We start from the raw sequence: 25,992 nt of genomic DNA, 5'->3' as shown, positions 1-25,992 counted from the left end.
AGATGGGCGGGCAGGGTGGCTGGGTGCCATTGTGCGCCCCTGAAAGGCCATGCGCGCCGCGTGCTGCGGGGGGCGAGGCGGCAACCGGCGCGCAAACCGGAAGCGGAAAATAAAAAGGCCACCCCTGGGGGTGGCCTTTGATGTGGCTCCTCGACCTGGGCTCGAACCAGGGACCTACGGATTAACAGTCCGGCGCTCTACCGACTGAGCTATCGAGGAATGACTTTTCGAATGTAAGCGGGCCTTGTCCGGTTGCAGTGCCCGCTGCAAAAACTTCTTGGCTCCTCGACCTGGGCTCGAACCAGGGACCTACGGATTAACAGTCCGGCGCTCTACCGACTGAGCTATCGAGGAACAAGACTTAGATTATATACACAAAAAACAGCCCGATCGGAAAACTCGCATGCCCGCGGCAAAAGTTCACTCGGGGCGACACCAGAGCCACACCAGCACGCAGGCCATGCAGGCCGATGCACCGATGGCCACCCACCGCGGCGCGGTGCTGACCACGAGCACGACGCCGCACAGTGCCATCATGGCCGTGGCGCTCCATTTCGCGCGGCGGCTCACGCGGCCGCCATCGGCCCAGTTGCGCAGCATGGAGCCGAAAAGCGGATGCCGCCACAGCCAGGCATGCAGCCGCGGCGAACTGCGTGCGGCCGCCCAGCCGGCCATGAGGACGAACACCGTGGTCGGCAGGCCGGGCACGAAGATGCCGATGATGCCCAGGCCCAGGCTGAGTGCGGCGAACGCCAGCAGCAGCCAGCGCACGGGCGCCGGCAGCGGCGCATGGGCGGGAGGCGGGGGCAGTGGATCCGTGGGCGGTGCGGGCATGGGGCGATTGTGCCTTCCGGTGCGCAGGGGCGATATGCTGCGTGCCCCTGGACCGGCGGCGATCCGCGCCGCCGGCCGTCTCACGTGCTTTTTCTTTCTACATGGCCATCCACGACATCCTCAAGATGGGCGACGAGCGTCTTCTGCGCGTCGCCCGGCCCGTCGCCGAATTCGGCACGCCTTCGTTGCTGCAGCTGGTGCAGGACATGCGCGAAACCATGCGCGCCGTGAACGGCGCAGGACTGGCCGCTCCGCAGATCGGTGTGGATCTGCAGCTGGTGATCTTCGGCTCGAACGAGCGCAACCCGCGCTACCCCGACCGGCCGCTGGTGCCGCCCACGGTGCTGGTGAACCCGCGGATCACGCCGCTGGGCGACGAGGAGGAAGAGGACTGGGAAGGGTGCCTGTCCGTGCCGGGGCTGCGGGGCGTGGTGCCGCGCTGGTCGCGCATCCGCTATGAAGGATTCGACGAGCACGGCGCGCTGATCGACCGCACGGTGGAGGGCTTCCATGCCCGGGTGGTGCAGCACGAGTGCGACCACCTGGTGGGCAAGCTCTACCCGATGCGCATCCGCGATTTCTCGCGCTTCGGCTATGCGGACGTGTTGTTCCCGGACATCGCGGAGCACGAGGACGACTGACGCGCTGCGTCGCCTTCCCGGCTGCCGGGCCGGGCCTCAGCCCGACAGCGCTTCCAGCAGTTCGGTCTCGATCTGGATCTGCCGCGCGTTGTGCTGCAGTTCCGGGCCCTGGATGAGGAAGGTGTCTTCCACGCGCTCGCCCAGCGTGCTGACCTTGGCGAGCTGCACGTTGAGGTGGTGGCGCGAGAGGACGCGCGCGACCAGGTAGAGCAGGCCGGCACGGTCGCTGGCGGAGATGTGCAGGATCCAGCGCTGGGCCTTTTCGTCCGGCCGCAGGGCGACGCGCGGCGTGATGGGAAAACTCTTGACCCGGCGCGAGACGCGCTTGCGGCCGGGTTCGGGCAGTGCTCCACCTTCCTCGATGGTGCGCGCGAGTTCGCTCTCGACCATGTGGGTGAGTTCGCGGTAGTGGCCGGCCTGCTCCGGCGCGACGATCTGGAAGGTGTCGAGCGCATGGCCGTTGTTGGCGGTGTGCACGCGCGCGTCCAGGATGCTGAATCCTGCGCGGTCGAAGTAGCCGCAGATGCGCGCGAAGAGATCCGGCTGGTCGGGGGCGTAAACGGCCACCTGCAGGCCTTCGCCGGCCAGGGACTGCCGGGCGCGGACGACCGAGCGTTCCGCGCCCACGTGGCGGGCCATGTGGCGTGCATGCCAGGCGATGTCGGCGGCCTCGTGCCGCATGAAGTAGCCGACGTCCAGCGTGTCCCAGAGCTTCTTGTGGCCCTCGAAGGGCTGGGCGTTGAGCGCGAGCAGGACCAGGGCTTCGCGCTTGCGGGCCTCGACCTCGGCGGCGGCGTCGGGCGCCCGCCCGCCCAGCGTGCGCAGCGTGGCGCGGTAGAGGTCTTCCAGCAGCTTGCCTTTCCAGGCGTTCCAGACCTTCGGGCTGGTGCCGCGGATGTCCGCGACGGTGAGCAGGTACAGGGCGGTGAGGCGCCGCTCGCTGCCCACGCGCCGGGCGAATGCGGCGATGACGTCGGGGTCGGTGAGGTCCTGCTTCTGCGCCACCTGGCTCATGGCGAGGTGCTCGGCCACCAGGAATTCGACCAGCGCGGCGTCTTCCGCGCTCACGCCGTGCTGGCGGCAGAAGTGGCGCACTTCCTCGGCGCCGATGCGTGAGTGATCGCCACCGCGGCCCTTGCCGATATCGTGGAAGAGGGCCGCGAGGTACAGCAGCCAGGGCTTGTCCCATCCGCCGGCGAGCTGCGAGCAGAAGGGGTATTCGTGCGCATGCTCGGGCATGAAGAAGCGGCGCACGTTGCGCAGCACCATGAGGATGTGCTGGTCCACGGTATAGACGTGGAACAGGTCGTGCTGCATCTGCCCGACGATGCGCCGGAAGGGCCAGAGGTAGCGGCCCAGCACCGAGGTCTGGTTCATGAGCCGCATGGCATGGGTGATGCCCACGGGCTGCTGGAGGATGCGCAGGAACTGCTGCCGGTTGACGGGGTCGCGGCGGAAGGCTGCGTCCATGACGCCGCGGGCGTTGTAGAGCGCGCGCAGCGTGCGCACCGACAGGTCCTTCAGGCCTTCCTCGGTCTCGTAGAGCAGGAAGGTTTCCAGGATGGCGTGCGGGTCGCGGTGGTAGAGGTCGTCGCTGGCGACCTCGATGAGACCTGACTTGTCGTAGAAGCGCTCGTTGATGGGCCGCAGTTCGTGGGAGGGCGGAGACAGCCGCTCCTCGATGTTGAGCAGCAGGATCTGGCTGAGCTGCGAGACCGCCTTGGCCGCCCAGTAATAGCGGCGCATGAGGCTTTCGCTCGCCCGCAGGCGCTGGCGCTGCCCTTCGGCGGCGGCCTGGTTGCGGTAGCCGAAGGATTCGGCCACGGCGGTCTGCAGGTCGAAGACGAGCCGGTCTTCGTGCCGGCCGGCGATGGCATGCAGGTGTGCGCGGATGAGGAACAGCAGGGCTTCGTTGCGCTCGATCTGACGCACCTCGAAGGCGGTGGCGAGGCCGTGGGCGGCCAGTTCCTTCCAGTTGCGGCCCAGGCCGCTGGCGCGGGCCACCCAGAGCACGGTCTGCAGGTCGCGCAGGCCGCCGGGCGACTCCTTGCAGTTGGGCTCCAGCGCGTAGGGCGTGTTCTCGTACTTGTTGTGCCGCTGCCGCATTTCCAGGGTCTTGGCGACCAGGAAGGCCTCCGGGTCCATCTGCGCGTCGTAGCGCTCCTGGAAATCCGCCACCAGGGCGGCGCTGCCGATGATGCGGCGGGCCTCCAGCAGCGAGGTCTGCACGGTCACGTCGGCGGCGGCCTCGGTCAGGCACTCGGCCACGGTGCGCACGCTGGAGCCGATTTCCAGGCCAGCGTCCCAGCAGCTGCCGATGAAGGCCTCGATGGCGGGGCGCAACGGGCCTTCGCAGTCGGCTTCGCTGCCGTCGGGCAGCAGCACGAGCACGTCCACGTCGGAATAGGGGAACAGCTGGGCGCGGCCGTAGCCGCCCACGGCGAGCAGCGCCAGGCTGTCCGGCAGGCCGGCCCGCTGCCACAGGGTGCGCAGCAGCCGGTCGGCAAGGGCGGAGAGCTTGCCGAGCAGGGCGCGCACGCTGCGGGTGGACGCCCCCCTGGACTGCAGGCTGGCCAGCAGGGTGGCCTTGTCCTGCCGGTAGGCGTCGCGCAGGGGCTGGAGTTCCGAAAGCGTGGGCGGCATGGCGTGCGGGGAAGAAGGCGATGGGGGCGTCGGGACGCGGTCGGCAGGCATGGCCGCACCGCAAGCAAGAACCATGCTGCGCCTGTGCGCGCCGGCGCAGCCGTCAGGTTTTCACGGCCGTGACGAACGGCGGCAGCGGAGGCGAGCCGGCCGACAGCGTGAGGACCTCGTAGCCCGTCTCGGTCACGAGCACCGTGTGCTCCCACTGGGCGGAGAGGCTGTGGTCCTTGGTGACGATGGTCCAGCCGTCGTTGCCGTGCTCCTTGACCTCGCGGCGGCCGGCGTTGAGCATGGGCTCGATGGTGAAGGTCATGCCCGGCACCAGTTCCTCGAGTGTGCCGGGGCGGCCGTAGTGCAGCACCTGGGGCTCTTCGTGGAATTTCTTGCCGATGCCGTGGCCGCAGAATTCGCGCACTACCGACAGGCCGTGGCCTTCGGCGAACTTCTGGATGGCGTGGCCGATGTCGCCCAGGTGCGCCCCCGGCTTCACCTGCAGGATGCCCAGCCACATCGCCTCGAAGGTGAGCTGGCACAGGCGCTTCGCGGCGATGGAGACGTCGCCGATCAGGTACATGCGGCTGTTGTCGCCGTACCAGCCGTCCTTGGTGATGACGGTGACATCCACATTCATGATGTCGCCCTTCTTGAGGGGCTTGTCGTTCGGTATCCCGTGGCAGACCACGTGGTTGAGCGAGGTGCAGAGCGACTTGGGGTAGGGCGGGTAGCCCGGCGGCTGGTAGCCGATGGTGGCCGAGATGGTGCCCTGCGCGGCCATGCATTCGGCGGCGAGCCGGTCCACGTCGTTCGTGGTCATGCCGGGACGGATGTGGGGCGTGATGTAGTCCAGCACTTCCGAAGCCAGGCGGCAGGCTTCGCGCATGCCGGCGATTTCCTCGGCGGACTTGATGGTGATGCTCATGCCGGGATTATCCCATCGGGGGCCGTCCGGTGCCTCCGCGGGTGCGATGGCAGTGGCCGCCGGCCGAAGCTGCGGGCCCGGTAAAATGGCGGGCTCCGCCGAACGCGCCGCGACGCCCCGGAGGCAGGCCCCATTCAGCGGCCCGCCCGCCGGCCGCGGCCTCCTGCTCCGAGCCCCATCCTTTCCCGCAACAGGCCGCCAAAGTGACCCTGCACCTTACCTCGTTCGAAGGCAGCAACGCCCTCAGCCCCTTCCGCGTCCAGCAGCTCCTGCCCCGCCTGCAGGCCATCCACGACCGCATCGAGGCAGTCGCAGCCCGTTTCGTGCACCTGGTGGCCACCGATGCCGAGCCGACGCCGGCCGACCGCGAGCGCCTGGCGGCCCTGCTCACCTATGGCGACCCCTATGCCGGCCCGGACGCCGGCCCCGCCATCGTGGTCGCGCCGCGCATCGGCACCGTGTCGCCGTGGGCCTCGAAGGCCACCGACATCGTGCGCAACTGCGGCCTGCACGTGCGCCGCGTGGAGCGGGTGACCGAATACCGGCTGTCGCTGCGCACGGGCCTGCTGGGCGGCGTGCCCACGCTGACCGACGCGCAGAAGCAGGCCGTGGCCGCGCTGCTGCACGACCGCATGACGGAATCGGTGCTGTGGGACCGGGCCGGGGCGGCCGACCTGTTCACCGAACTGCCTGCGGTGCCCATGGAATTCGTGGACGTGCTGGGCGGCGGGCGCGCCGCGCTGGAGGGGGCGAATACCCGCTGGGGCCTGGCCCTGGCGGACGACGAGATCGACTACCTCGTCAATGCCTTCACGTCGCTGCGCCGCAATCCCACCGATGTCGAACTGATGATGTTCGCGCAGGCCAACAGCGAGCACTGCCGCCACAAGATCTTCAACGCGCGCTTCACCATCGACGGCCAGGAACAGGACAAGAGCCTGTTCGCGATGATCCGCAACACCCACCAGCTGGCGCCGCAGCACACCATCGTCGCGTACTCGGACAACGCCTCCATCATGGAAGGCAGCGCCGTCGAGCGCTTCATCGCGCCGGCCGCCACCGGGCGCGCGGCGCAGGACGTGCTCGCCTACCGCAAGAGCGACGCCACGCACCACGTGCTCATGAAGGTGGAGACCCACAACCACCCGACGGCGATCTCTCCGTTCCCCGGCGCCTCCACGGGCGCGGGCGGCGAGATCCGCGACGAGGGTGCCACGGGCCGCGGCTCCAGGCCCAAGGCCGGCCTCACCGGCTTCACGGTCTCGAAACTCTGGGGCGGCTGGAGCGACGAGGCCGGCGGCAAGCCCGAGCACATCGCGAGCCCGCTGCAGATCATGGTCGAGGGCCCGCTGGGCGGAGCGGCCTTCAACAACGAGTTCGGCCGGCCGAACCTGCTGGGCTACTTCCGTGAGTACGAGCAGGATGTGGCCGGCGTGCGCCGCGGCTACCACAAGCCCATCATGATCGCGGGCGGCCTGGGCGTGATCGACGCGGGCCTCACCACGAAGATCGAGTTCCCGGCCGGCACGCTGCTGATCCAGCTGGGCGGCCCGGGCATGCGCATCGGCATGGGCGGCGGCGCGGCCAGTTCCATGGCCACGGGCACCAACGCGGCCGAACTCGACTTTGATTCGGTGCAGCGCGGCAATCCCGAGATCGAGCGGCGCGCACAGGAGGTCATCAACCATTGCTGGGCGCAGGGCGCGCAGAACCCGATCCTGGCGATCCATGACGTGGGCGCGGGCGGGCTGTCGAACGCGTTCCCCGAACTGACCAACGACGCCGGCCGCGGCGCGCGCTTCGACCTGCGGGCGGTGCAGCTGGAGGAATCCGGCCTGGCGCCCAAGGAGATCTGGTCCAACGAGAGCCAGGAGCGCTACGTGCTGGCGATCGCACCCGAATCGCTGGAGACCTTCCGTGCGTTCTGCGAACGCGAGCGCTGCCCGTTCGCCGTGATCGGCACGGCCACGGGCGAGCGCCAGCTGGTGCTGGAAGACACGTCGGTGGAGGCGGGCGACCAGAAATTCCCCGTGGACATGCCCATGGACGTGCTGCTCGGCAAGCCGCCGAAGATGCACCGCGACGTGAAGACGGTGCGCCGCGAGGCCGCGCCGATCGAGCTCACCGGCGTGCCGCTGCAGCAGGCCGTGATCGACGTGCTGGCGCACCCCACGGTGGCTTCCAAGCGCTTCCTGATCACCATCGGCGACCGCACGGTGGGCGGGCTGTCGCACCGCGACCAGATGGTGGGCCCCTGGCAGGTGCCGGTGGCCGACTGCGCCGTGACGCTGGCCGACTACCGCGGCTTCGCGGGCGAGGCGATGTCGATGGGCGAGCGCACGCCGCTGGCCGGGATCGACGCACCGGCCTCGGGCCGCATGGCCGTGGCCGAGGCGATCACCAACCTGCTGGCCGCACCGATCGAGCTGCCGCGCGTGAAGCTGTCGGCCAACTGGATGGCAGCCTGCGGCGAGCCTGGCGAGGACGCCGACCTGTACGCCACCGTGAAGGCCGTGGGCATGGAGCTGTGCCCGCAGCTGGGCATCAGCATTCCGGTGGGCAAGGATTCGCTGTCCATGCGAACGCAGTGGAAGGATGAGAGCGGCGCCGCCCGGAAGGTCACCTCGCCGGTGAGCCTGATCGTGAGCGCATTCGCCACGCTGCCTGACGTGCGGGGCACGCTGACGCCGCAGCTCGACGCACGGGAAGAAGACACCACGCTGGTGCTGGTGGACCTGGGCCGTGGCCGTTGCCGCATGGGCGGCAGCATCCTGGCGCAGGTGCTGGGCCAGGAGGGCGGCGAGGTGCCCGACCTGGACGACGCGCAGGACCTTGTGAAGCTGGTGGATGCCGTGAACGCGCTGCGCGCGCAGGGCCGCATCCTGGCCTACCACGACCGCAGCGACGGCGGCCTGCTGGCCGCGGTGGCCGAGATGGCCTTCGCAGGGCACGTGGGCGTGGCGCTGAACGTCGACCTGCTGGTGACGGAAGGCGACGGGATCGCCGACAGCCGCATGGAAACGGGCGATGCCAAGAACTGGGCGCAGCAGGTGAGCGCGCGGCGCGAGGAACTGACGCTCAAGGCGCTGTTCAACGAAGAGCTGGGCGTGGTGCTGCAGGTGCGCACCGCCGAGCGCAACGAGGTGATGCAGACCCTGCGCGAGCACGGCCTCTCGAAGTTCAGCCACTTCGTCGGGAAGACGCGTCCCGCGGCGTCCGCCATGGACGTGGGCAAGGGCGAGCTGCAGGTCTGGCGCGACGTGAAGGCGGTGTTCAGCGCATCGCTGTCCGACCTGCACCAGGTGTGGGATGCCGTGAGCTGGAAGATCTGCCAGCAGCGCGACAACCCGGCCTGCGCGGATGCGGAGCATGCGGCGGCGGGCGCTCCGCAGGATCCGGGCCTGCACGTGGCGCTGACGTTCGATCCCGCCGACGACGTGGCGGCGCCGTTCCTGAACCTCGCCAGGCCCAAGGTCGCGATCCTGCGCGAGCAGGGGGTGAACTCGCACATCGAGATGGCCTATGCCTTCAACGAGGCGGGCTTCGATGCCTACGATGTGCACATGACCGACCTGCAGTCGGGCCGCGCGAAGCTGGCCGAGTTCAAGGGCGTGGTGGCCTGCGGTGGCTTCAGCTACGGCGACACCCTGGGCGCCGGGATCGGCTGGGCGCGCTCGATCACGTTCAACCCGGTGCTGGCGGAACAGTTCCAGGGCTTCTTCGGCCGCGCCGATACGTTTGGCCTGGGGGTGTGCAACGGCTGCCAGATGTTCGCCGAACTGGCCGACATCATTCCGGGCGCCGGGGCCTGGCCGCGCTTCACCACCAACCAGAGCGAGCGCTTCGAGGCCCGCCTGTCGCTGGTGGAAGTGCTGGAGTCGCCCAGCCTCTTCTTCGCGGGCATGGCCGGCAGCCGGCTGCCGATCGCCGTGGCGCACGGCGAGGGCTATGCGAACTTCGCGCGCCGCGGCAATGCCGCCCAGGCGATCGCGGCGATGCGCTTCGTGGACCACCAGGGTGCCGCGACCGAGCAGTATCCGTTCAACCCCAACGGCAGCGCGGGCGGCCTCACGGCGGTGACCACGGCGGACGGCCGCTTCACGGCCATGATGCCCCACCCCGAGCGCGTGTTCCGCAACATTCAGATGAGCTGGACCAGCGGCGACCGCAGCGCGCTGAGCCCGTGGATGCGCATCTGGCGCAACGCGCGCAAGTGGGTGGGGTGAGGCTGCAGGCTCTGGTGGCCTGGCGGAGGCCACTGGCGTTTTGTCTTGCATGCACTGCGCCAGTTGGCTTCGCGGCGGAGGCGCAGGATGCGATGCTGTCCCGCTCCTTCGCCCACGCGAAAATCCAGAAAATCGCCATCGAACGCCCTGCGGCCCAGGCGCGATTCGCTCCGGAAGTGGATTGCCGCGGCCTGGTGCTGGATGCCAGGCGGGTGAAATTTTTCCTGCAGCATGCCGCCCTCACGGACAGCGGCTCGTACCGGCGCAATGCCATCCTGGACGATTGCTCGGCGGATGCCACAGTGGTCTTTTCGGATGGCCGGACCGTGACGGTATCCATCGACAGCGGAACGGGATGGGGCGCGGTGAGCCGTGGGCAGCGGTCGCGGTTCCTGGCCTGCGAGGCGTGCGTGGATATCCTGCAGCCGGACTTTCCCTTCGATCCGGAGCGCAGGCCTTCTGACGCGGAGCGTTAGCTGCCGCTACGGCGCGGCCGGAGACGGGGGCGTTGTTCCTGCCCGCTCAGTCCTGCTCGGGAGTGACGAGCAGGTTCCAGCGGTGCACGAAGGCGAAGGCCTCGGCGGGTGGCAGCGGGCGGCTCAGGTAATAGCCCTGCACCTGATCGCAGCCCAGTTCCATGAGCTGGTCGAACACTTCGGCGGTTTCCACGCCCTCGGCCAGGAGGCGGTAGCCCAGGGTGTGGCCGAGCTGGACCATGCCGCGCACGACATCGAGGGCGCGGGCATCGGTGCCGATGGGCCGGATGAGGGCCTGGTCGAGCTTGAGCACCTCGGCAGAGAGGTCGTACAGGCAGCCGAAATTGCAGTAGCCGGTGCCGAAATCGTCGAGCGCCACGCGCACGCCCATGGCACGGGCGGCCTTGATGCCTTCCAGGGTGGGGCCTTCCGTCAGCACGGCATTTTCGGTGCATTCGATCTCGAGCCGCGACGGGGCGAGCCGGTGGCGGGCGAAGGCATCCTGGAGCATGGCGGCGAATCCGGGCTGTTCGAGGTTGCGCGGCGACACGTTGATTGCCACATCCACCTCCAGGCCGGCGTCTTCCCACGCGCGTATCTGGGCCAGCGCCGTGTTCAGCACCCATTCGGTGACGGCCTGGATGTAGGTGGTCTTCTCCAGCAGGGGAATGAAGTCGCCGGGCGACACCGGGCCCAGCTGGGGATGGTCCCAGCGAAGCAGGGCCTCCAGGCAGGTGTAGCGCGTGGATGCGCGCTCGAACTGGGGCTGGTAGACCAGCCGGAATTCTCCTGCCATCAGCGCGCGGGGAATGCTGGCCATGAGCTCGTAGGAGCGGCGATAGCTGAGGTCCACCGCGGCGTCGTAGCTGCAGACAGCCGTGCCGGACATCGGTTGGTGGTAGAGCGCGGCATTGGCGCGCCGCAGCGAATCGACGGCGTCGGCCGGCTCCAGGGTGAAGGGGGCCAGGCCGATGCGTCGCCGCTGGTTGATGACGATGCCCGAGCCCGTCGGCAGCGGCGCGACCAGGGTGTCCAGCAGCTGCCGGGTGAATTGCGCCACGGACTGTGGGTCGGAGTCCCGCAGCACGAGCGCCAGCCGGGCGACGCCGGTGTGGTACACGCGGGACTGGTTGCCGACGAAGAAGGCCAGCCGCCTGCCCGCCTCGTAGGTCAGCTGTTCGATGGGCTGCATGCCGATGGCCCGGGCAGCGTCCATGATGCCGTCGTGCGGCAGGAGTTCGAGCAGGACCAGGACGCGGCGCTCGCCGGGCGCGGCCAGGCACAGTCCATGGAGGTCCTGCAGCAGTTGCGTCCGGTTGGGCAGCAGGGTGGACTCGTCCACGCGCGCGGCGGCGCACTGCAGGTCGATCTGGGCCATCACCAGGGCGGCCAGGTCTTCCAGTTGCCGCCGTTGTGCGCCATCGAACGCGCGGGGGACGGTGTCGATGAGGCACAGGCTGCCCAGGTGGTGGTGGCCCCGCAGGATCAGGGGGGCTCCGGCATAGAAGCGGATGTATGGCGGCCCCTGGACGAGCGGGTTGGTGGCGAAACGCGGGTCTTGCAGCGCGTCTTCCACCACCATGACCTCGGAGGACCGGATGGTGTGGTCGCAGAAGGCATCCTCGCGGCAGGTTTCGCGCACGGCCAGGCCGATCTGCGACTTGAACCACTGCCGGTCCGCGTCCACCAGGCTGACGAGCGCGATGGGAACGCCGAAAAGGTGGCTGGCCAGCCGCGTGATGCGGTCGAACTCCTCGGTCGGCGGAGTGTCCAGCAGACCGGTGGCCCGCAGGGCCGTCAGCCGTTGCTGTTCTGCGCTGATCGGAGGGGTCATGGAGGCGGGCGTAATTGCGTGGTGCTGCAGAGGATATGGAATTATCTCAGCCTTGGTTTTTGCAAGGATGTTCCCCGCGCCCGTGCCGGCACCGCATCGCCGGCTCCTGCCCACTGCGGGCAGGGAGCAGCGCTCCATAATCGGCGCCTTTCAACCACGGAGCTTCGCATGGCCGGTGCCAGCCTTTTGACCCTGCTCGACGATATCGCCGCGGTGCTCGACGATGTCGCCCTCATGACCAAGGTGGCCGCGAAGAAGAGCGCCGCGATGGCCGACGACGTGTCGATGATGACGAAGACGGCCGCGCAGAAGACCGCCGGGGTGCTCGGCGATGACCTCGCGCTGAACGCCCAGCAGGTGACCGGGGTGCGCGCCGAGCGCGAGCTGCCGGTGGTCTGGGCGGTGGCCAAGGGGTCGCTGGTGAACAAGGCCATCCTGGTGCCGGCGGCGCTGTTGATCAGCGCGTTCATTCCCTGGGCTGTCACGCCCCTGCTGATGCTGGGAGGGGCGTTCCTGTGCTTCGAGGGAGCGGAGAAACTGGCGCACCGTTTCCTGCACCAGGACGCCGCAGGCAAGGACGCGGACCGGGAGGCCCATGCCCAGGCTGCGGCGAATGCCGCCGTGGACATGGCCGCCTTCGAGAAGGACAAGGTGCGCGGAGCGATCCGTACCGATTTCATCCTGTCCGCGGAGATCATCGCCATCACGCTGGGCACGGTGGCTGGCGCGCCTTTCGGCCAGCAGGTGGCGGTGCTTTCGGGGATCGCGCTGGTCATGACCGCCGGGGTGTACGGGTTGGTCGCCGGCATCGTGAAGCTCGACGATGCCGGCCTCTGGCTCAGCCGCCGTTCGCTCGGCGCGCTGCGCGTGCTGGGCCGCGGCATCGTGGCGGCTGCGCCCTGGCTGATGAAGGTGCTTTCCGTCGCGGGGACGGCCGCCATGTTCCTGGTGGGCGGCGGCATCCTCGTGCACGGCCTGCCACCGCTGCACCACGCGGTGGAAGGGTGGGCGTCCGCTGCTGCGCAAGGGGGCGGCGGGTTCCTGCAGGTGGTGGTGCTCAACCTGCTCAATGCCGCGAGCGGCATCGTGGCGGGTGCGCTGGTGCTGGCCGGCGTGACCCTGGTGCGACGCTGGCGCGGGCGCAAGGCCGGCGCGCACTGAGGCGCGCATGGCCCTTTGATCTGTGGCAAGGCGGGCGGCGCGTTTTGCAAGCCCAATGCGTTCACGGGGGCCGTCCCCGTTCAACCGCATCGAGTCCTCCTATGAAAAAGAATCTGCTCGCCCTGGCTGCCCTGTGCGTCCTGACCTCCGGCGCTGCCTATGCGCAGGCTACCGACGGCCAGGGCCCCTGGATGGTCCGCGCCCGCGCGGTGCATCTGGACAGCGACAACAAGGACAGCACCGGACTGGGCCTGTCGATCAACAACAAGACCATTCCGGAAGTCGATATCTCGTACTTCTTCGACAAGAACATCGCCGCTGAGCTGGTGCTCACGGTGCCGCAGAAGCAGAAGGTGTATTCCAGCGCGCTGGGCGCCCAGATCGGCACGCTGAAGCACCTGCCTCCGTCGCTGATGTTGCAGTACCACTTCGACGCCCCCGGCTTCCGGCCCTATGTCGGCGCCGGCATCAACTACACCCGCTTCTCCAGCGTGCGCCTGCCCGCCGGCGTGAGCATCGACAAGAGCAGCTGGGGCGGCGCCCTGCAGGTCGGCGTGGACATTCCGCTCACCAAGAACCTGTCGCTGAACTTCGACATCAAGAAGGTGTACATCCGCACGGACGTGGCTGCCAACGGCGCCAAGCTGGGCACGCTGAAGATCGATCCGGTGCTGGCGGGCGTGGGCCTGGGCTGGCGCTTCTGAACGCACATGCCAGGATGGGGCCGGTGCGCATGCGCCGGCCCTTTTGCTTTCCGGGAGAGCTGGACGAGGGCCGTACGCCACCGCGCGGGCGGCGTGCATGGTCTCAGGCTGCGGCCTGGGGTGCCGGCGTCTGCATCGGCAGTTCCAGCGTGAAGCAGGCGCCATGGCCGGTTTCGGAGGCCACGGTGAGCCGGCCGCCCATGAGCTCGGCGAGCCCGCGCGACAGCGCCAGGCCCAGGCCCGTGCCGCCGTGCTGGGTGCTCACCTCGGCACCGCCCTGGCTGAATTTCTCGAAGATGACGTCGTGCAGGTCGGCGGGGATGCCGGGGCCGGTATCGATGACCCGGAAGCGCAGGGTGTGTCCCTCGGTGGTGTCCACCTCCAGCCGCACGCCGCCCTCCCGGGTGAACTTGAGCGCGTTGCTCAGCAGGTTGTTGAGGATCTGCTTGAGCCGCAGGCCGTCGCACCGCAGCATGTGGGGTACGTCCGGGGCGATGCGCTTTTCCAGCGTGAGCCCTTTCTGCGCGGCAGAGATGGCGAAGAGGTCCACGGTGGTGCCGACGAGTTCGCGCACGGCATGGTCCCCGGGCACGATGGGCATGGCGCCGGCCTGCACCTTCGCAAGGTCCAGGATTTCGGACAGCAGGGTGTTGAGGTGCTCCGCCGCGCTGCGGATCAGGCCTGCGGCTTCTCGGTAAGACGGCTGCTCCAGCCGCTGTTCCATGAGCTCTGCAAAGCCGTGGATGCTGGTGAGAGGAGTGCGCAGTTCGTGCGAAATGGCCGTCAGGAATTCGCTCTTGGCGCGGTTGGCGGAGCGGGCCTGGGCTTCGCTGGCCGCGAGAGCCACGTTCTTCTGCTCGAGTTGGCGCAGCCCGCGCAGGAAGCCCGCGCACAGGGCGACCAGTGCCGCGGAAAAAAGCCCGGCGAACACCATGGTGAAGTTGCGCATGGTCTTCCATTCCGCCAGCGCTTCATCATCGGCCGTGGATACGAGGACCGTCAGCGGGTAGCCGGACAGGCGATGGAAGGCCGTGATGCGGCCCAGCCCGTCAATGTGGCTGACGCGCTGGTAGGTGCCCTGCATGCGGGTGGTGTCCGTGAGCGGATGGTCGGGCGGGAGTTCGATGACCTGGTCGATGCTGCCTGCCTGGGTTCCGATCACCCGGGTCAGCATGCCGAGGTCGGCCCCCATCAGCACGACCGCGCCCTGGGCGCCGATGTCCACGCCACCGTACACCTTCTCGAAATAGCTCGGATTGAGCGAGGCGACCACCACGCCGTGCAGGTAGCCGTTGCGGCCGATGATGGGCCGGCTCAGCTGCATGGTCCGGCGGCCCGAGATCCGGCCCGTGACGGGTTTGCCGATGAAGAGCCCGGATGCGGACATCTGCGTCCGTGCGTGGGGTACCTTGGAGGGCTCCAGGTGCACCCGGATGTGCTCGCGTTCGCTCAGGTCGGTATCCTGGTTGCGGCTCCCGGTGGGGTCGAGGTTGCTGCCCACGAACCGGCCGTCGGGGCCCACGATGGACAGCTGGGTGAGGATGTCCGGCGCCAGGCCGGTCTCGTTGGCGAACAGGGCGTAGTCCTCCCTGGTGAACTCTCCGCTGCGCACTTCCGCCGCCACTCGCAGCGTGGCCTGGTCGGCCGCCGCCAGGACCCGCAGCGTCTGCTCTTCCAGCACGCGGGCCAGGTTGGCATTCTGGCGTCGCTGGGATTGCACGGCATCCTGCCATTTGGTCTGCAGCGAGATCGCGACGAGTGCCCATGTGGCCGTGAGCGCCAGGAGCAGGGTGCCGATCACCAGGGCGCGCAGCCGGCGCCCGCCCTGGGCGGTGTGCGCAGGCACTGCCGGCGGGTGTTCGGGGACCCGGTGGGAGGAGGGGGCGGACATGGAGGCTAGCTTGCCACGTTCTGGTGCGGTACGGAGTGCGTCAGGGCCGGGTGCCGGTGCCGAAAATGCCGCCCCCGCCACTCTGCCCGAGGATCCGGCGCCCCAGGGCCGGCAGGGCCGTGGCCGCATCGGGGCGCTGCCATGTCTGGGTCACGGTGGCGTGGCCGGCCGCGAGATCCGCCGGCGTGCCCAGATCGAAGTGGAAGCTGTAATCGGGCTCCTGGCCCATGCGCAGGTCCGTGACCTGGATGTGCCCGCCATGCTCGCGCATGCGGTAGAAGCCGTGGCTGAAGGCCGCCACGCGCTGCACGGACGGCTGGGCGGCGAACTGCGCGATCAGTGCCTCACCCCGGTCGTGCACGGTGAAGTGGATGGGCCGCCCGCGGTCGGCGAGCGCGTAGAAGCCTTCCGCATACTGCCCGGGCGCCATCGCCACCACCCGCCAGGCGAGGGTGTTGAACGGCGTGGGCGTCACGAGCACCTGGCCCGCCGGCCAGCCGATGGCTGCGAGCGACTCCCGTGCAATTCCCGCGACGTGCTGCTGTACCCCGAAACCCCAGGCCAGGTAGGCGGTGCTCAGCCACAGCCCGGCCGTGTTCCAGCGCAGGCCGCGCGGGCCTGCAAGCGCCAGCGCCGCGACCACTCCGACGATCAGCGGCACGGTGTAGAGCGGATCGATGATGAAGATGTTGCCGACCCCGTAGGGGTAACTGCTGAACGGGCGCAGCAGTTGGGTGCCGTACACCGTCATCCAGTCGAGCAGTGGATGCGTGGCGAGCGCGAGCCAGAGCGCCAGCCACCAGCGCTTCCACTGGAAGCCCTCGCCATGGAGGCGCGCCGCCAGCGCGCCCAGCAGCGGCGCGAGCAGCGAAAGGTAGAGCAGGGCGTGGGTATCGGCGCGGTGCAGGACCATGTTGGCGATCGGGTCGCCATGGTCGATGAGCGCGTCCAGATCGGGCAGCGTGCCCGCCGCGGCGCCCCACAGCGCGGCCTTCCAGGCGGCGGTGCGCCGGCCCATGGCAGCCAGGGAGACGGCGGAGCCGAGGGCGATCTGGGTCAGGGAATCCATGCAGGGGCGACGGGTGTCGGCGAAAAAGGGTGCCGTGCGGGCGGCGGGGGGAGCCGGGCAGGGCGCCGCAGCGGCCGCATTCTAGGGCGAACGATGCGCGGGCGTCCTACATGCCCGGCGGAAGCTCTCTGCAATGCTGGGCACCGGCCATCGCGCCCCGGCGCCGCAGCTGCCCTCCGGCCTGGCCTGCGAACTCCGCCGGCCCCCTGCCGCCCCGGCGGCCCTTTCCCCTTCAGGAAAAGAGATCCCGATGAATGCCCATGCCCTCCAGCGGTCCGAACCCGCCCATTCCGACATCATTCCCGGACTGCTGCGGCACCCGGCCTGCATTTCCCCGAAGTATTTCTACGACGAGCGGGGATCGGAACTCTTCGAGGAGATCACCCGGCTGCCGGAGTACTACCCCACGCGCACCGAACAGGCCGTGATGGCGCGCCACGGCGAAGACATCGCACAGGCGGTCGGTGCGGTCGAGACGGTGATCGAGCTGGGCGCCGGCAGCTGCGAGAAGGTACAGCCGCTGTGCCGCCTGCTGCGGCCGCAGCGTTTCGTGGGGGTGGATATTTCCGCGGATTTCCTGCGCGGCGCGGTGGCGCGGCTGCAGGAGGCCCTTCCCTGGCTGCGGGCCGAGGCCGTGGCGGGCGATCTCACGCGCCCCGTGGTGCTGCCCCAGGATATTCCCCGCTCCCGGCGGCTGGTGTTCTACCCGGGCTCCTCCATCGGCAACTTCGATCCGCCCCAGGCACTGGCGCTGCTGTCGCGCATGCGCGGCCTGGTGGACCGCGACGGCGGCGTGCTCATCGGATTCGACCTGCCCAAGGACGTGGCCGTGCTCGAGGCCGCCTACGACGATGCGGCCGGCGTGACGGCCGCGTTCAACCGCAATGCGCTGGAGCACGTGAACCGGCTCATCGGCAGCGACTTCGTACCGCAGGACTGGGAGCACCGCGCCTTCTTCGACCGCCGGCTGTCGCGCATCGAGATGCACCTGGAGACGCCCGGCGGCGCCCACGTGCGGTGGCCTGGCGGCGGACGCGTCTTCGCGCCCGGCGAGCGCATCCATACCGAGAACAGCTACAAGTACACGCTGCCGGCCTTCCAGGCCCTGCTGGCACGGGCGGGCTTTTCCCGCGCGCGGGTCTGGACCGACGAGCGCGGATGGTTCGCCGTGGCCTACGCGCGGCCCTGACCCCCGGAGACCCCTGCCATGACCCCTCCCCTGAGCCTGGTGCGCCGGATGGCGCCGGGCAGCACGCCCGCCGTGGCGGCAGCACTGCAGGAGCGCTATGCCGAAGTGCGCCGGGCCTCGCTGGCGCTGGCCCTGCCGCTGTCCGACGAAGACTGCTGCGCACAGTCCATGCCCGACGCGAGCCCCGTCAAGTGGCACCTGGCGCACACCACGTGGTTTTTCGAGACCTTCGTGCTCGAGCCGCGCGAGCCCGGCTTCGCCCCGTTCCATCCGGCGTTCCGCGTGCTGTTCAACTCGTACTACAACGGCGTCGGGGACAAGCATCCCCGTCCGCAGCGCGGACTGCTCACGCGCCCGGCGATGGCGCAGGTGCTGGAATACCGGCAGGACGTCGATGTCCGCATGGGACGGATCCTGGCCGGGCTGCAGGCGCAACCGGATCCGGGCCTGCAGGCCCTGGTGGAGCTCGGCCTGCAGCACGAGCAGCAGCACCAGGAATTGATCCTCACCGATGTGAAGCACCTGCTGTCGTGCAGCCCGCTCTGGCCGGCCTACCGGCTGCAGAGCCCGGGCGGGGCGCCGACGGGGCCGCAGGAGCGGCAGCCGGAACCCGCCGCGGCGCCATCCGTGCGCTGGCGGAGATTTCCGGGCGGCGTCACGGAGATCGGCCACGACGCGCGGGCCGAGGGCGCCGGTTTCGCCTTCGACAACGAATCGCCGCGGCACCGCGTGTATCTGCAGCCCTATGCGCTGGCCTGCAGGCCGGTCAGCACGGGCGAGTACCTGGCCTTCGTCGAGGCCGGTGGCTACCGTGATGCGTCGCTCTGGCTGGCCGAGGGCTGGGACTGGATCCAGGCCATGAAGCTCCAGCACCCCCTCTACTGGCGCCGCGGGGCGACGGAAAGCGGCGAGGGCGCGGACTGGCTCGAGTTCACGCTCGCCGGACCGCGGCCGCTCCGGCCACCGGCGCCCGTGGTGCACCTGTCTTACTACGAAGCGGACGCGTACGCGCGCTGGGCCGGAGCGCGCCTGCCCACCGAGGCGGAGTGGGAGGCCGCCGCGGCGGCGTCGCCAGGCGTGCAGGCCGCGCAGGGGCATTTTGCCGACAGCGGCGTGCTGCACCCCCGTGCGGCTCCGGTCGCGGCCCGGCTGGAGCCGGACGGGCAGCCGCCGCTCGAGCAATTGTTCGGCGACGTCTGGGAATGGACGCAGTCCAGCTACGCGGCCTACCCGGGCTTTCGCGTGGCCGACGGCGCCGTGGGTGAATACAACGGCAAGTTCATGGTGAACCAGTACGTGCTGCGGGGCGGATCCTGCGCTACGCCTCCGGGCCATGTCCGCGCCAGTTACCGGAATTTCTTTCCGGCCACCGCGCGGTGGCAGTTCTCCGGCCTGCGCCTCGCGCGCGACCTGGAGAGCGCCTGACCCGCGCGGCATCGCATCACACGGCGTCCAGCGCCTGAGCCAGGTCGGCCGTGAGGTCGTCGATGTGCTCGATGCCCACCGACAGGCGCACCATGCCCTCTGCGACGCCGGCCTGCTGCAGTTCTTCCGGCCCGAGCTGGCGGTGGGTGGTGGAGGCCGGGTGCGTGGCCAGCGAGCGCGCGTCGCCGATGTTCACGAGCCGCGTGAAAAGCTGCAAGGCATCGAGGAAGCGCGCGCCGGCCGTGCGGGGATCGGCGCCGGGTATGGAGCGCAGCTCGAACGAGAGAATCCCTGAGGCCCTGCCGCCGAGCAGGCGCTGCGTGATCGCATGGTCGGGGTGGCCGGGCAGGGCGGCGTATCGCACCTGCGCCACCTTGGGATGCTGCTGCAGGTAGTGCGCGACGGCCAGGGTGTTGTCGCAGATGCGGTCCATGCGCAGTGCCAGGGTTTCGATGCCCTGCAGGATCAGGAAGGCGTTGTGCGGCGAAAGGGTGGCGCCGGTGTTGCGCAGCGGGACGACGCGCGCGCGGCCGATGAAGGCTGCCTCGCCCAGGGCTTCGGTATAGACCACGCCGTGGTAGCTGGGGTCGGGGGTGTTGAGGCAGGCGAAGCGCTCCTTGTGCTTCGCCCAGGGGAACTTGCCACTGTCCACGATGGCTCCGCCGATGCTGTTGCCGTGGCCGCCCAGGTACTTGGTGAGCGAGTGGACGACGATGTCCGCGCCGTGCTCGATGGGGCGCAGCAGGTAGGGGCTGGGCACGGTGTTGTCCACGATCAGCGGCACTCCGTGATCATGGGCCACCTTCGCCAGCGCGGCGATGTCGGTCACGTTGCCCAGCGGGTTGCCGATGGATTCGACGAACACGGCCTTGGTGCGCCCATCGATGTGCCGCGCGAAGCTGGCCGGGTCGCGCGGGTCCGCGAAACGGGTGGTGATGCCCTGGCGCGGCAGCGTGTGCGCGAACAGGTTGTAGGTGCCGCCATAGAGCGTGCTGGCCGAGACGATGTTGTCGCCGGCCTCGGCGATGGTCTGGATCGCGTAGGTGATGGCCGCCATGCCCGAGGCCAGCGCCAGCGCGGCGATGCCGCCTTCGAGCGCCGCGACGCGCTTCTCGAGCACGTCGTTGGTGGGATTCATGATGCGGGTGTAGATGTTGCCCGGCACCTTCAGGTCGAACAGGTCCGCGCCGTGCTGGGCGCTGTCGAAGGCGTAGGCCGCCGTCTGGTAGATGGGCACCGCCACGGCGCGGGTGGTGGGGTCGGGTGCCTGTCCTGCGTGGACGGCGAGGGTCTCGATCTTCATGCTGTGCTGTCTCCTCGGAAGCGGTGGGCGGGCCGGCATCGCCCGGCGCGTGCGGGCCATTGTGTCGGGTCGTACCGTCGCGCGGAACGAACCTATCGCTATGTGCTTATGCCCTCCGGGTTTCCACTGTCCAGCCGCCGCGGCGGACCGGTCGGGGCGGGCACGCCGGTTGCCCCGTCGCCAGCATGGAGGCACTCCGCCACCGTTGCCTGAAGGAACAGATATGGCCATCCTTTTCCCCCCGCCACCCTCGCCACCCCTGTCGGCTGCCGGCAGCCCCGGCAAGACCGATCTCGCCCAGGCGCCTGAGGCGCTTCCCGATGGGCCGAACGTGGCGCCCGGCGCGCACGAGCACGAGGCCGCGCAGGGATGCCTGCCCGATCACGCCGGGCCGGCGGGGGCCCCGGAAGGCTCTTCACCTGATCCCGCCAGGCCCGGCCGCCGCGATGGTGGCACTGGCTCGCCGTGAGCCTCCCGGCCACGCGGTGGCCAGGTACCGAAGCTGGCCCTCGCCAGTCACCCGGCGATGGTGGTGTCCAGGCGCCTGACGAAGCCCTCCAGCGCAGTTGCAGCCTGGCCGAACTGCAACTGCGCGACCAGCCCGTGCACCGGTCGGTAGGCCGCCTCCAGCGAGGTGTCCCGCAGCAGATCCTCCAGCCGCTCGGAGACATCCAGCGCCTGCATGCGCTGCTGTCGCAGCAGTTCCAGGAGTTGGTCCAGCAGAGGTGGCACCGATGCGCGGTCCCATGGCCGGGGGGCGCTGTCCGCTCCGGGCGACAACCCTGCAGGGGCGGCCGGCAGGGCCTGCATGATGCCGCGGGACGCCGCCTGTACCGCGGCAGCCAGTTCCGCCACTTCGCCGGACGGCCACGCCCCGGGCCGCAGCTTCAGTGCCGCCTCGATCGCCGCGCAGCGCCGGGCCACGGTGTCCAGGCCGAGGTTGGCGGACTCTCCCTTGAGCGCGTGGATCCAGTGGGGCAGGTCCGCGGGGGCCAGCGCGCCGGATCGGGAGGCCAGGTGGTCCGCACGCAGCGAGAAGTCGCGCAGCAGGCGCACATACAGGTCGCGATCGCCGCCCATGCGCCGCAGGGCGCTGCTGGTATCCAGGCCGTCGATGGTGGCGAGAGCGTCCCGTCCGCCGGGCGCCGCCGCGTGCCCTTCCTGCCGTTCCGGGGCCGGTCCCTGCGCGCTGCCGCCGATCCACTGGCGCAGGGCCGAGATCAGTTCCTCCGGATCGATGGGCTTGCCGACGAACCCGCTCATGCCCGCGCGCTGGCAGGCCTGCTGGTCCTCGGGCATGACGGCGGCCGTCATCGCGATGATGGGGATCGACGCGCATCCGGGCGTGGCGCGGATGCGGCGGGTGGCCTCCAGGCCGTCCATTTCGGGCATGTGGATGTCCATCAGGATGGCATCGAACTGCCCGGCCCGGGCCAGGTCCACGGCTTCCACGCCGTTGCCCGCCAGGCTCACCCGCAGGCCGGCGGAACGCAGGAATGCCGTGGCCACCTGCTGGTTCACCTCGTTGTCTTCCGCGAGCAGCACATGCCTGTCGCGCAGCGCCTCTGCCGAAGCGATGTAGTCCGGAACATCCTGCCCGCCCTCGACGGGTTGCCGGGCGCCGAGCAGCGCGTTGTAGAGGGCCGAAGGCAGCACGGGCTTGGGCACCAGGGCGGCGATGTCGTGCCGCTGCATGCCCTGCAGCAGTTCGTCAGGACTGTGCGAACTGAATATCAGGATCGTGGGCCGGCGCGCGATGGCCTGCCGCGCCTCGAGCGCTTCGACCTGCCGGACCAGTTCCAGGCCGTCCGTCCCGGGCATTTGCCAGTCCGCCAGCAGCAAGTCGCATGGCTGGCCTTCGGCTTCGGCGGCCTGCAGCCGTGCGACCGCGTCCGGGGCGTTGTCCAGGCATTCGGCCGGGATGCCCCAGCTGTGCAGCATCAGCTGCAGCACCTGGGCGGCGGCGGGCTGGTCATCGACGATGAGCGCGCGCCTGAAGCGCATCTGCCGGGCCGCCGCCGGAGCGGGCCCCTCATCCCCGGCCACCGCCATGTCGATGTCGAAAGAGAAAACGCTGCCGGCCCCGGGTGCGCTGCGGACTTCCATCGTCCCGCCCATCAATTCGACCAGGCGCTTGCAGATGCTCAATCCCAGCCCCGTCCCGCCGTACTTGCGCGTGATCGATGTGTCGGCCTGTATGAAGGGCTTGAACAGTTGCTCGATCTGCCCGGGATTCATGCCGATGCCGGAATCCTTCACGCTGAAGCGCAGCCGGCATTCCCGGGCCGTTTTCCGGAGCACCTCCACGCCGAGGATGACCGAGCCGCTGGCAGTGAACTTCAAGGCGTTGCTCAGCAGGTTGGAGAGTACCTGGGCCAGACGCAGCGGGTCGCCGATGACCTGCGCGGGAAGGTCCCGCGACACGTCGATGACGAACTCCAGTCCTTTCTGCCCTGCCTGGTGCGTGAACATCGAGGCGCTGTTGGCCAGCAGGGTTTCCAGGGAGAGCTCGCGCTCTTCCAGGCGCATGTGGCCGGCTTCCACCTTGGAGTAGTCCAGCACGTCGTTGAGGATGTGCAGCAGCGCCCTCGAGGCAGCGAAGGCCTTTTCGAGCATGTCGCGCTGCCGGGCCTCGAGCGGGTCCTGGAGCACCAGCTGGGTCATGCCCATGATTGCATTCATCGGGGTGCGGATCTCATGGCTCATGTTGGCCAGGAAGCTGCTCTTGGCCGCATTCGCGCGTTCTGCGGCCTCGCGGGCGTTCTCCAGTTCCGATTGGTACCTTTTCTGCTCGCTCAGGTCGGCTGCCACCCCGAGTGTTCCCAGGGGGCGCTGCTGCTCGTCGAAGATGCCGGTGACGGACAGCAGCACGGGGATGCGCCTGCCGTCCCGCGCGATGTAGGTCCACTCGTTCGTATCCACCTGGCCGTTCAGGGCCTTGGCGCCCAGCACCGCCAGGCCCGGCTTCATCGGCGTGCCGAGTTCCGCGGACAGCGCACGGGCGCGCTCGGCGACCTCCTCGCGGTCGTGGAAGGCTGCAGGCGTGGCTTTACCGATGATCTCGTCCGCGGCATAGCCCAGCAGGCGCTCCGCGCTGGAGTTGAACATCGTGATGGTGCCATCCATGCCGGTGGCGATGATCGCCACGCCGGCGTTGTCCAGGATGGCCTTCTGCAATCCGAAAAGGCGGTTGCGCTCGAGCTCCTGCTCGCGCCGCTCATTGAGATCGCGCGCGATCTTCGAATAGCCGGTAAGGCGGTGCTCGTCGTCGTAGATCGGCGTGAGGGTGACGCTGGCCCAGAACAGCGATCCATCCTTGCGCACTCGCCAGCCCTCGTCGTGGCTGAACCCTTCCTGCCGCGCTGTCTCCAGCTTCAGGGCGAGGTCGTCCGGGTCCGACTGGTCGGGCGGATAGAACACGGACATGTGGCGGCCCACGATTTCGCTGGCCGTGTAGCCCTTGATGCGTTCGGCCCCGCTGTTCCAGCCCACGACGATGCCCTGGGGATCGAGCTGGACGATGGCGTAGTCCTTCACGCCGTCGATGAGCTGGCGGTAGCGCGAATTGGTTTCATTGAGCCGGGCCTCCGCGGCCAGCCGCTGCACGCGCGCATTCGTCGTCTGCAGCGCGAAGGTGGCGACCGTGGCCAGCAGGCTCAGCACAACCACCAGAGCCGACGTCCGCCAGGGCGAGGTCAGGTTGAGATATCCCGCCAGCGCCGGAAGCGCCTGCACCGTGATGCGCCATTCCTTGCCATAGATCACGATATGCGAGGTGGTCTCCGGCAGGGCGGGGTGGGGCCAGGACATGTCTGCACTCGAGTAGAAGTGCCGGATGTTCCCGTCCTCCTCGACCGCGCTCAGGCCCAGGGCGATGCGCCCGTCGTAGAAGTCGAAGTCGCGCAGGACTTCCTCGATCGTCAGGGGGGTGTACACCCAGCCGTAGCCGGCGGCATCCCTTTCCGCCTCGGAGGCTACCGGTGCGCCTTCCCGGTATACCGGCAGCAGGATGAGGAAACCCTGGTTCTTCTTGCCGTCCGCCTGGACCAGCGTGATCGGGTCGGTGATCGATGCGACGCCCGTACGCAGCGCCCGCAGGGCCGCGTGGCGGCGATTGTCTTCCGACGCGATGTCCAGCCCCACCGCCGGGCGGTTGTTGTCCACGGGTTCGATGTACTGGATGACATACCGCTCGCCCGGATGCGGAGCCAACTGCCGGACGGAGAAGCCGGGCCACCCGTCCTGGCGGGCTGCCTGCACGAAGCGCGCCTCGTCGCCCGAAGCGACGCGCCGCACGAAACCGAAGCCCCTGGCCCCCGCGAATTCGCGGGAATAGTCCCGCGAAGCGGAGTAGCGCTGGAAGACCTTCCGGGTGATCCGCTCCTGCCCGCCCGCGATCAAGGCGCCCCGGGTGCCCCGCAACCCATACTCGTACAGCTCCATGCGCCGCTGCAGCTGCACGGTGGCGCGCTGGGCCACCAACTGGAAGTTCTCTTCCAGCTTGGCCCGGTTGTCCCGGTCCACGTACAGGCCGATCCAGACGGCCAGCACCCCGCCCACGAGCAACCCGAGCAAGGGGGCCCAGCGCAGGAAGACGAGTTTCTTCACGGTCGGCGCCTCCGGGCCAGCTCGCGTCTCAGCCTGAAACGCGGTTGCGTCCCGCCGATTTTGCGTGGTAGAGGTGCTGGTCCGCCAACCGCGCGAGCATGGAGGGGGACGCATCCTCTGCCGGGACCGCACTGCCGACTCCCACGCTGACCGTCACGACCGCCGGTGGTGCGATGCCCGCGTGCTCCATTGCCAGCACCTCTACGGCCTGCCGCAGGATTTCGGCCTTGGCCATCGCGCCGGGCAGGTCGCAATCCGGCAGCAGGCAGACGAATTCCTCGCCACCGTAGCGTGCGACCAGGTCGTGCGATCGCTGCAGCGGCGGCGCCAGCTGCCGCGCCACCCGCTGCAGGCAGGAGTCCCCTGCGGCATGGCCGTAATGGTCGTTGTAGCGCTTGAAATGGTCCACGTCGATCATCACCACCGACAGCGGCGTGCCGTTGCGCAGGCAGCGCCGCCATTCCGCATCCAGCGCCGCGTCGAACTTCCGGCGGTTCGCCACTCCCGTCAATCCGTCAACGAATGCGAGATCGCGCAGCAGGTCGGATTGCCGCTTGAGACGCGCGTGCGTGCGGACGCGTGCTTTCGCCACCTCCGGGTTGATGGGCTTGCCGATGAAGTCCACGGCACCCACCCGGAAACACAGGGACTCGTCTTCGGGCGTGTTGTGCGCGGTGATGAAAATGACCGGGATATGCAGGGTGTCTTCCGCTGCCTTCAGTTGCCTGCATACGTCGTATCCCGACATGCCGGGCATTTCGATGTCCAGCAGGATGAGATCGGGGGGCGAATCATGGATCAGGCGCAGGGCGTCCTCGCCGCTCGTCGCCATGCGGATGTCGAACTCTTCTCCGAGCAGGGCGTGGAGGATCCGGATGTTGGCGGGCTGGTCGTCCACCACCAGCACGGACAGGCCGTGCTGGTGCGGTTGCAGGCTGGACGCAAGCGCCGCGGATTGATGTGAATCCACCGTGGATCCTTGTCTCTGGTGATGGGCAGGGCCTCGCGTGCCCCATGCTCCGGCATTCGCGCCGCATCACCCTCCCGGACGCATGGCACGACAGCCTGG

Annotated in this window: 16 protein-coding genes and 2 tRNA genes; 7 read left to right on the top strand and 11 right to left on the bottom strand. The window is 69.1% G+C overall.

What is annotated here, in order from left to right:
* Positions 1–143: 143 nt before the first annotated feature.
* From T336_RS0101155 to T336_RS0101145, 3 genes are all read right to left on the bottom strand, one after another.
* Positions 144–219, bottom strand: a tRNA-Asn gene (locus tag T336_RS0101155).
* 59 nt (positions 220–278) lie between these two features.
* Positions 279–354 (bottom strand) — tRNA-Asn (locus tag T336_RS0101150).
* Positions 355–420: 66 nt separating this feature from the next.
* Positions 421–834: a YbaN family protein gene (locus T336_RS0101145; protein ID WP_026431197.1), complete on the bottom strand. Its 414-nt coding sequence runs from the start codon at positions 832–834 to the stop codon at positions 421–423.
* A 101-nt stretch (positions 835–935) separates the two neighbouring features.
* On the opposite strand from T336_RS0101145, the gene def reads away from it, so the two are divergent.
* Positions 936–1,475 (top strand): peptide deformylase, encoded by a 540-nt coding sequence (gene def / locus T336_RS0101140; protein ID WP_026431196.1) that lies wholly within the window; start codon positions 936–938, stop codon positions 1,473–1,475.
* A 36-nt stretch (positions 1,476–1,511) separates the two neighbouring features.
* Here the strand turns inward: def and T336_RS0101135 are convergent, their stop codons facing one another.
* Both T336_RS0101135 and map read right to left on the bottom strand, forming a co-directional pair.
* Positions 1,512–4,118: a [protein-PII] uridylyltransferase gene (locus T336_RS0101135; RefSeq protein ID WP_026431195.1), complete on the bottom strand. Its 2,607-nt coding sequence runs from the start codon at positions 4,116–4,118 to the stop codon at positions 1,512–1,514.
* 103 nt (positions 4,119–4,221) lie between these two features.
* On the bottom strand, positions 4,222–5,037 hold the full coding sequence (gene map, locus T336_RS0101130) for a type I methionyl aminopeptidase (RefSeq protein ID WP_019701254.1): 816 nt from the start codon (positions 5,035–5,037) through the stop codon (positions 4,222–4,224).
* A 203-nt stretch (positions 5,038–5,240) separates the two neighbouring features.
* On the opposite strand from map, the gene purL reads away from it, so the two are divergent.
* Together purL and T336_RS24595 are read left to right on the top strand one after the other, a co-directional pair.
* Positions 5,241–9,263: a phosphoribosylformylglycinamidine synthase gene (gene purL / locus T336_RS0101125; protein WP_026431194.1), complete on the top strand. Its 4,023-nt coding sequence runs from the start codon at positions 5,241–5,243 to the stop codon at positions 9,261–9,263.
* Positions 9,221–9,739, top strand: a complete 519-nt coding sequence (locus T336_RS24595) for a hypothetical protein (RefSeq protein WP_244883848.1) — start codon at positions 9,221–9,223, stop codon at positions 9,737–9,739. The genes purL and T336_RS24595 overlap by 43 nt, the downstream gene beginning before the upstream one ends.
* 46 nt (positions 9,740–9,785) lie before the next feature.
* On the opposite strand, the gene T336_RS0101115 is transcribed toward T336_RS24595, so the two are convergent.
* A complete protein-coding gene (locus tag T336_RS0101115; protein WP_026431193.1) occupies positions 9,786–11,573 on the bottom strand; it encodes a sensor domain-containing phosphodiesterase in 1,788 nt (595 codons plus the stop codon).
* A 168-nt stretch (positions 11,574–11,741) separates the two neighbouring features.
* On the opposite strand from T336_RS0101115, the gene T336_RS0101110 reads away from it, so the two are divergent.
* A complete protein-coding gene (locus T336_RS0101110; protein WP_026431192.1) occupies positions 11,742–12,734 on the top strand; it encodes a DUF808 domain-containing protein in 993 nt (330 codons plus the stop codon).
* 101 nt (positions 12,735–12,835) lie between these two features.
* Positions 12,836–13,438, top strand: coding sequence for an OmpW/AlkL family protein (locus T336_RS0101105; protein WP_019701259.1), 603 nt, complete (start codon positions 12,836–12,838; stop codon positions 13,436–13,438).
* A 103-nt stretch (positions 13,439–13,541) separates the two neighbouring features.
* Here T336_RS0101105 and T336_RS0101100 read toward each other — a convergent pair whose 3' ends face one another.
* Both T336_RS0101100 and T336_RS0101095 read right to left on the bottom strand, forming a co-directional pair.
* Positions 13,542–15,329, bottom strand: coding sequence for a cache domain-containing sensor histidine kinase (locus T336_RS0101100; protein WP_026431191.1), 1,788 nt, complete (start codon positions 15,327–15,329; stop codon positions 13,542–13,544).
* A gap of 40 nt (positions 15,330–15,369) precedes the next feature.
* The gene (locus tag T336_RS0101095; RefSeq protein ID WP_026431190.1) at positions 15,370–16,398 is read right to left on the bottom strand and encodes a metal-dependent hydrolase; all 1,029 of its coding nucleotides are present in this window, start codon (positions 16,396–16,398) and stop codon (positions 15,370–15,372) included.
* A 250-nt stretch (positions 16,399–16,648) separates the two neighbouring features.
* Here T336_RS0101095 and egtD point away from each other — a divergent pair, with 250 nt between their 5' ends.
* Positions 16,649–17,587: an L-histidine N(alpha)-methyltransferase gene (gene egtD, locus T336_RS0101090; RefSeq protein ID WP_026431189.1), complete on the top strand. Its 939-nt coding sequence runs from the start codon at positions 16,649–16,651 to the stop codon at positions 17,585–17,587.
* 18 nt (positions 17,588–17,605) lie between these two features.
* Positions 17,606–19,012 carry an ergothioneine biosynthesis protein EgtB gene (gene egtB, locus T336_RS0101085; protein WP_035225069.1) on the top strand — a complete coding sequence of 469 codons (1,407 nt, stop codon included), beginning with the start codon at positions 17,606–17,608 and terminating at the stop codon, positions 19,010–19,012.
* A 16-nt stretch (positions 19,013–19,028) separates the two neighbouring features.
* Here the strand turns inward: egtB and T336_RS0101080 are convergent, their stop codons facing one another.
* From T336_RS0101080 to T336_RS0101070, 3 genes are all read right to left on the bottom strand, one after another.
* Positions 19,029–20,315 carry an O-acetylhomoserine aminocarboxypropyltransferase/cysteine synthase family protein gene (locus T336_RS0101080; RefSeq protein WP_026431187.1) on the bottom strand — a complete coding sequence of 429 codons (1,287 nt, stop codon included), beginning with the start codon at positions 20,313–20,315 and terminating at the stop codon, positions 19,029–19,031.
* A gap of 516 nt (positions 20,316–20,831) precedes the next feature.
* Positions 20,832–24,923: a CHASE domain-containing hybrid sensor histidine kinase/response regulator family protein gene (locus T336_RS0101075; RefSeq protein ID WP_167333628.1), complete on the bottom strand. Its 4,092-nt coding sequence runs from the start codon at positions 24,921–24,923 to the stop codon at positions 20,832–20,834.
* A gap of 28 nt (positions 24,924–24,951) precedes the next feature.
* The gene (locus tag T336_RS0101070; RefSeq protein WP_084151342.1) at positions 24,952–25,893 is read right to left on the bottom strand and encodes a diguanylate cyclase; all 942 of its coding nucleotides are present in this window, start codon (positions 25,891–25,893) and stop codon (positions 24,952–24,954) included.
* Positions 25,894–25,992: the final 99 nt, after the last annotated feature.

The sequence above is a fragment of the Paracidovorax oryzae ATCC 19882 genome, assembly GCF_000687165.1.
GTDB classification, from domain to species: domain Bacteria; phylum Pseudomonadota; class Gammaproteobacteria; order Burkholderiales; family Burkholderiaceae_C; genus Paracidovorax; species Paracidovorax oryzae.
Note: the sequence above shows the minus strand (reverse complement) of the source record. Positions and strands in the feature narration are given on the sequence as shown.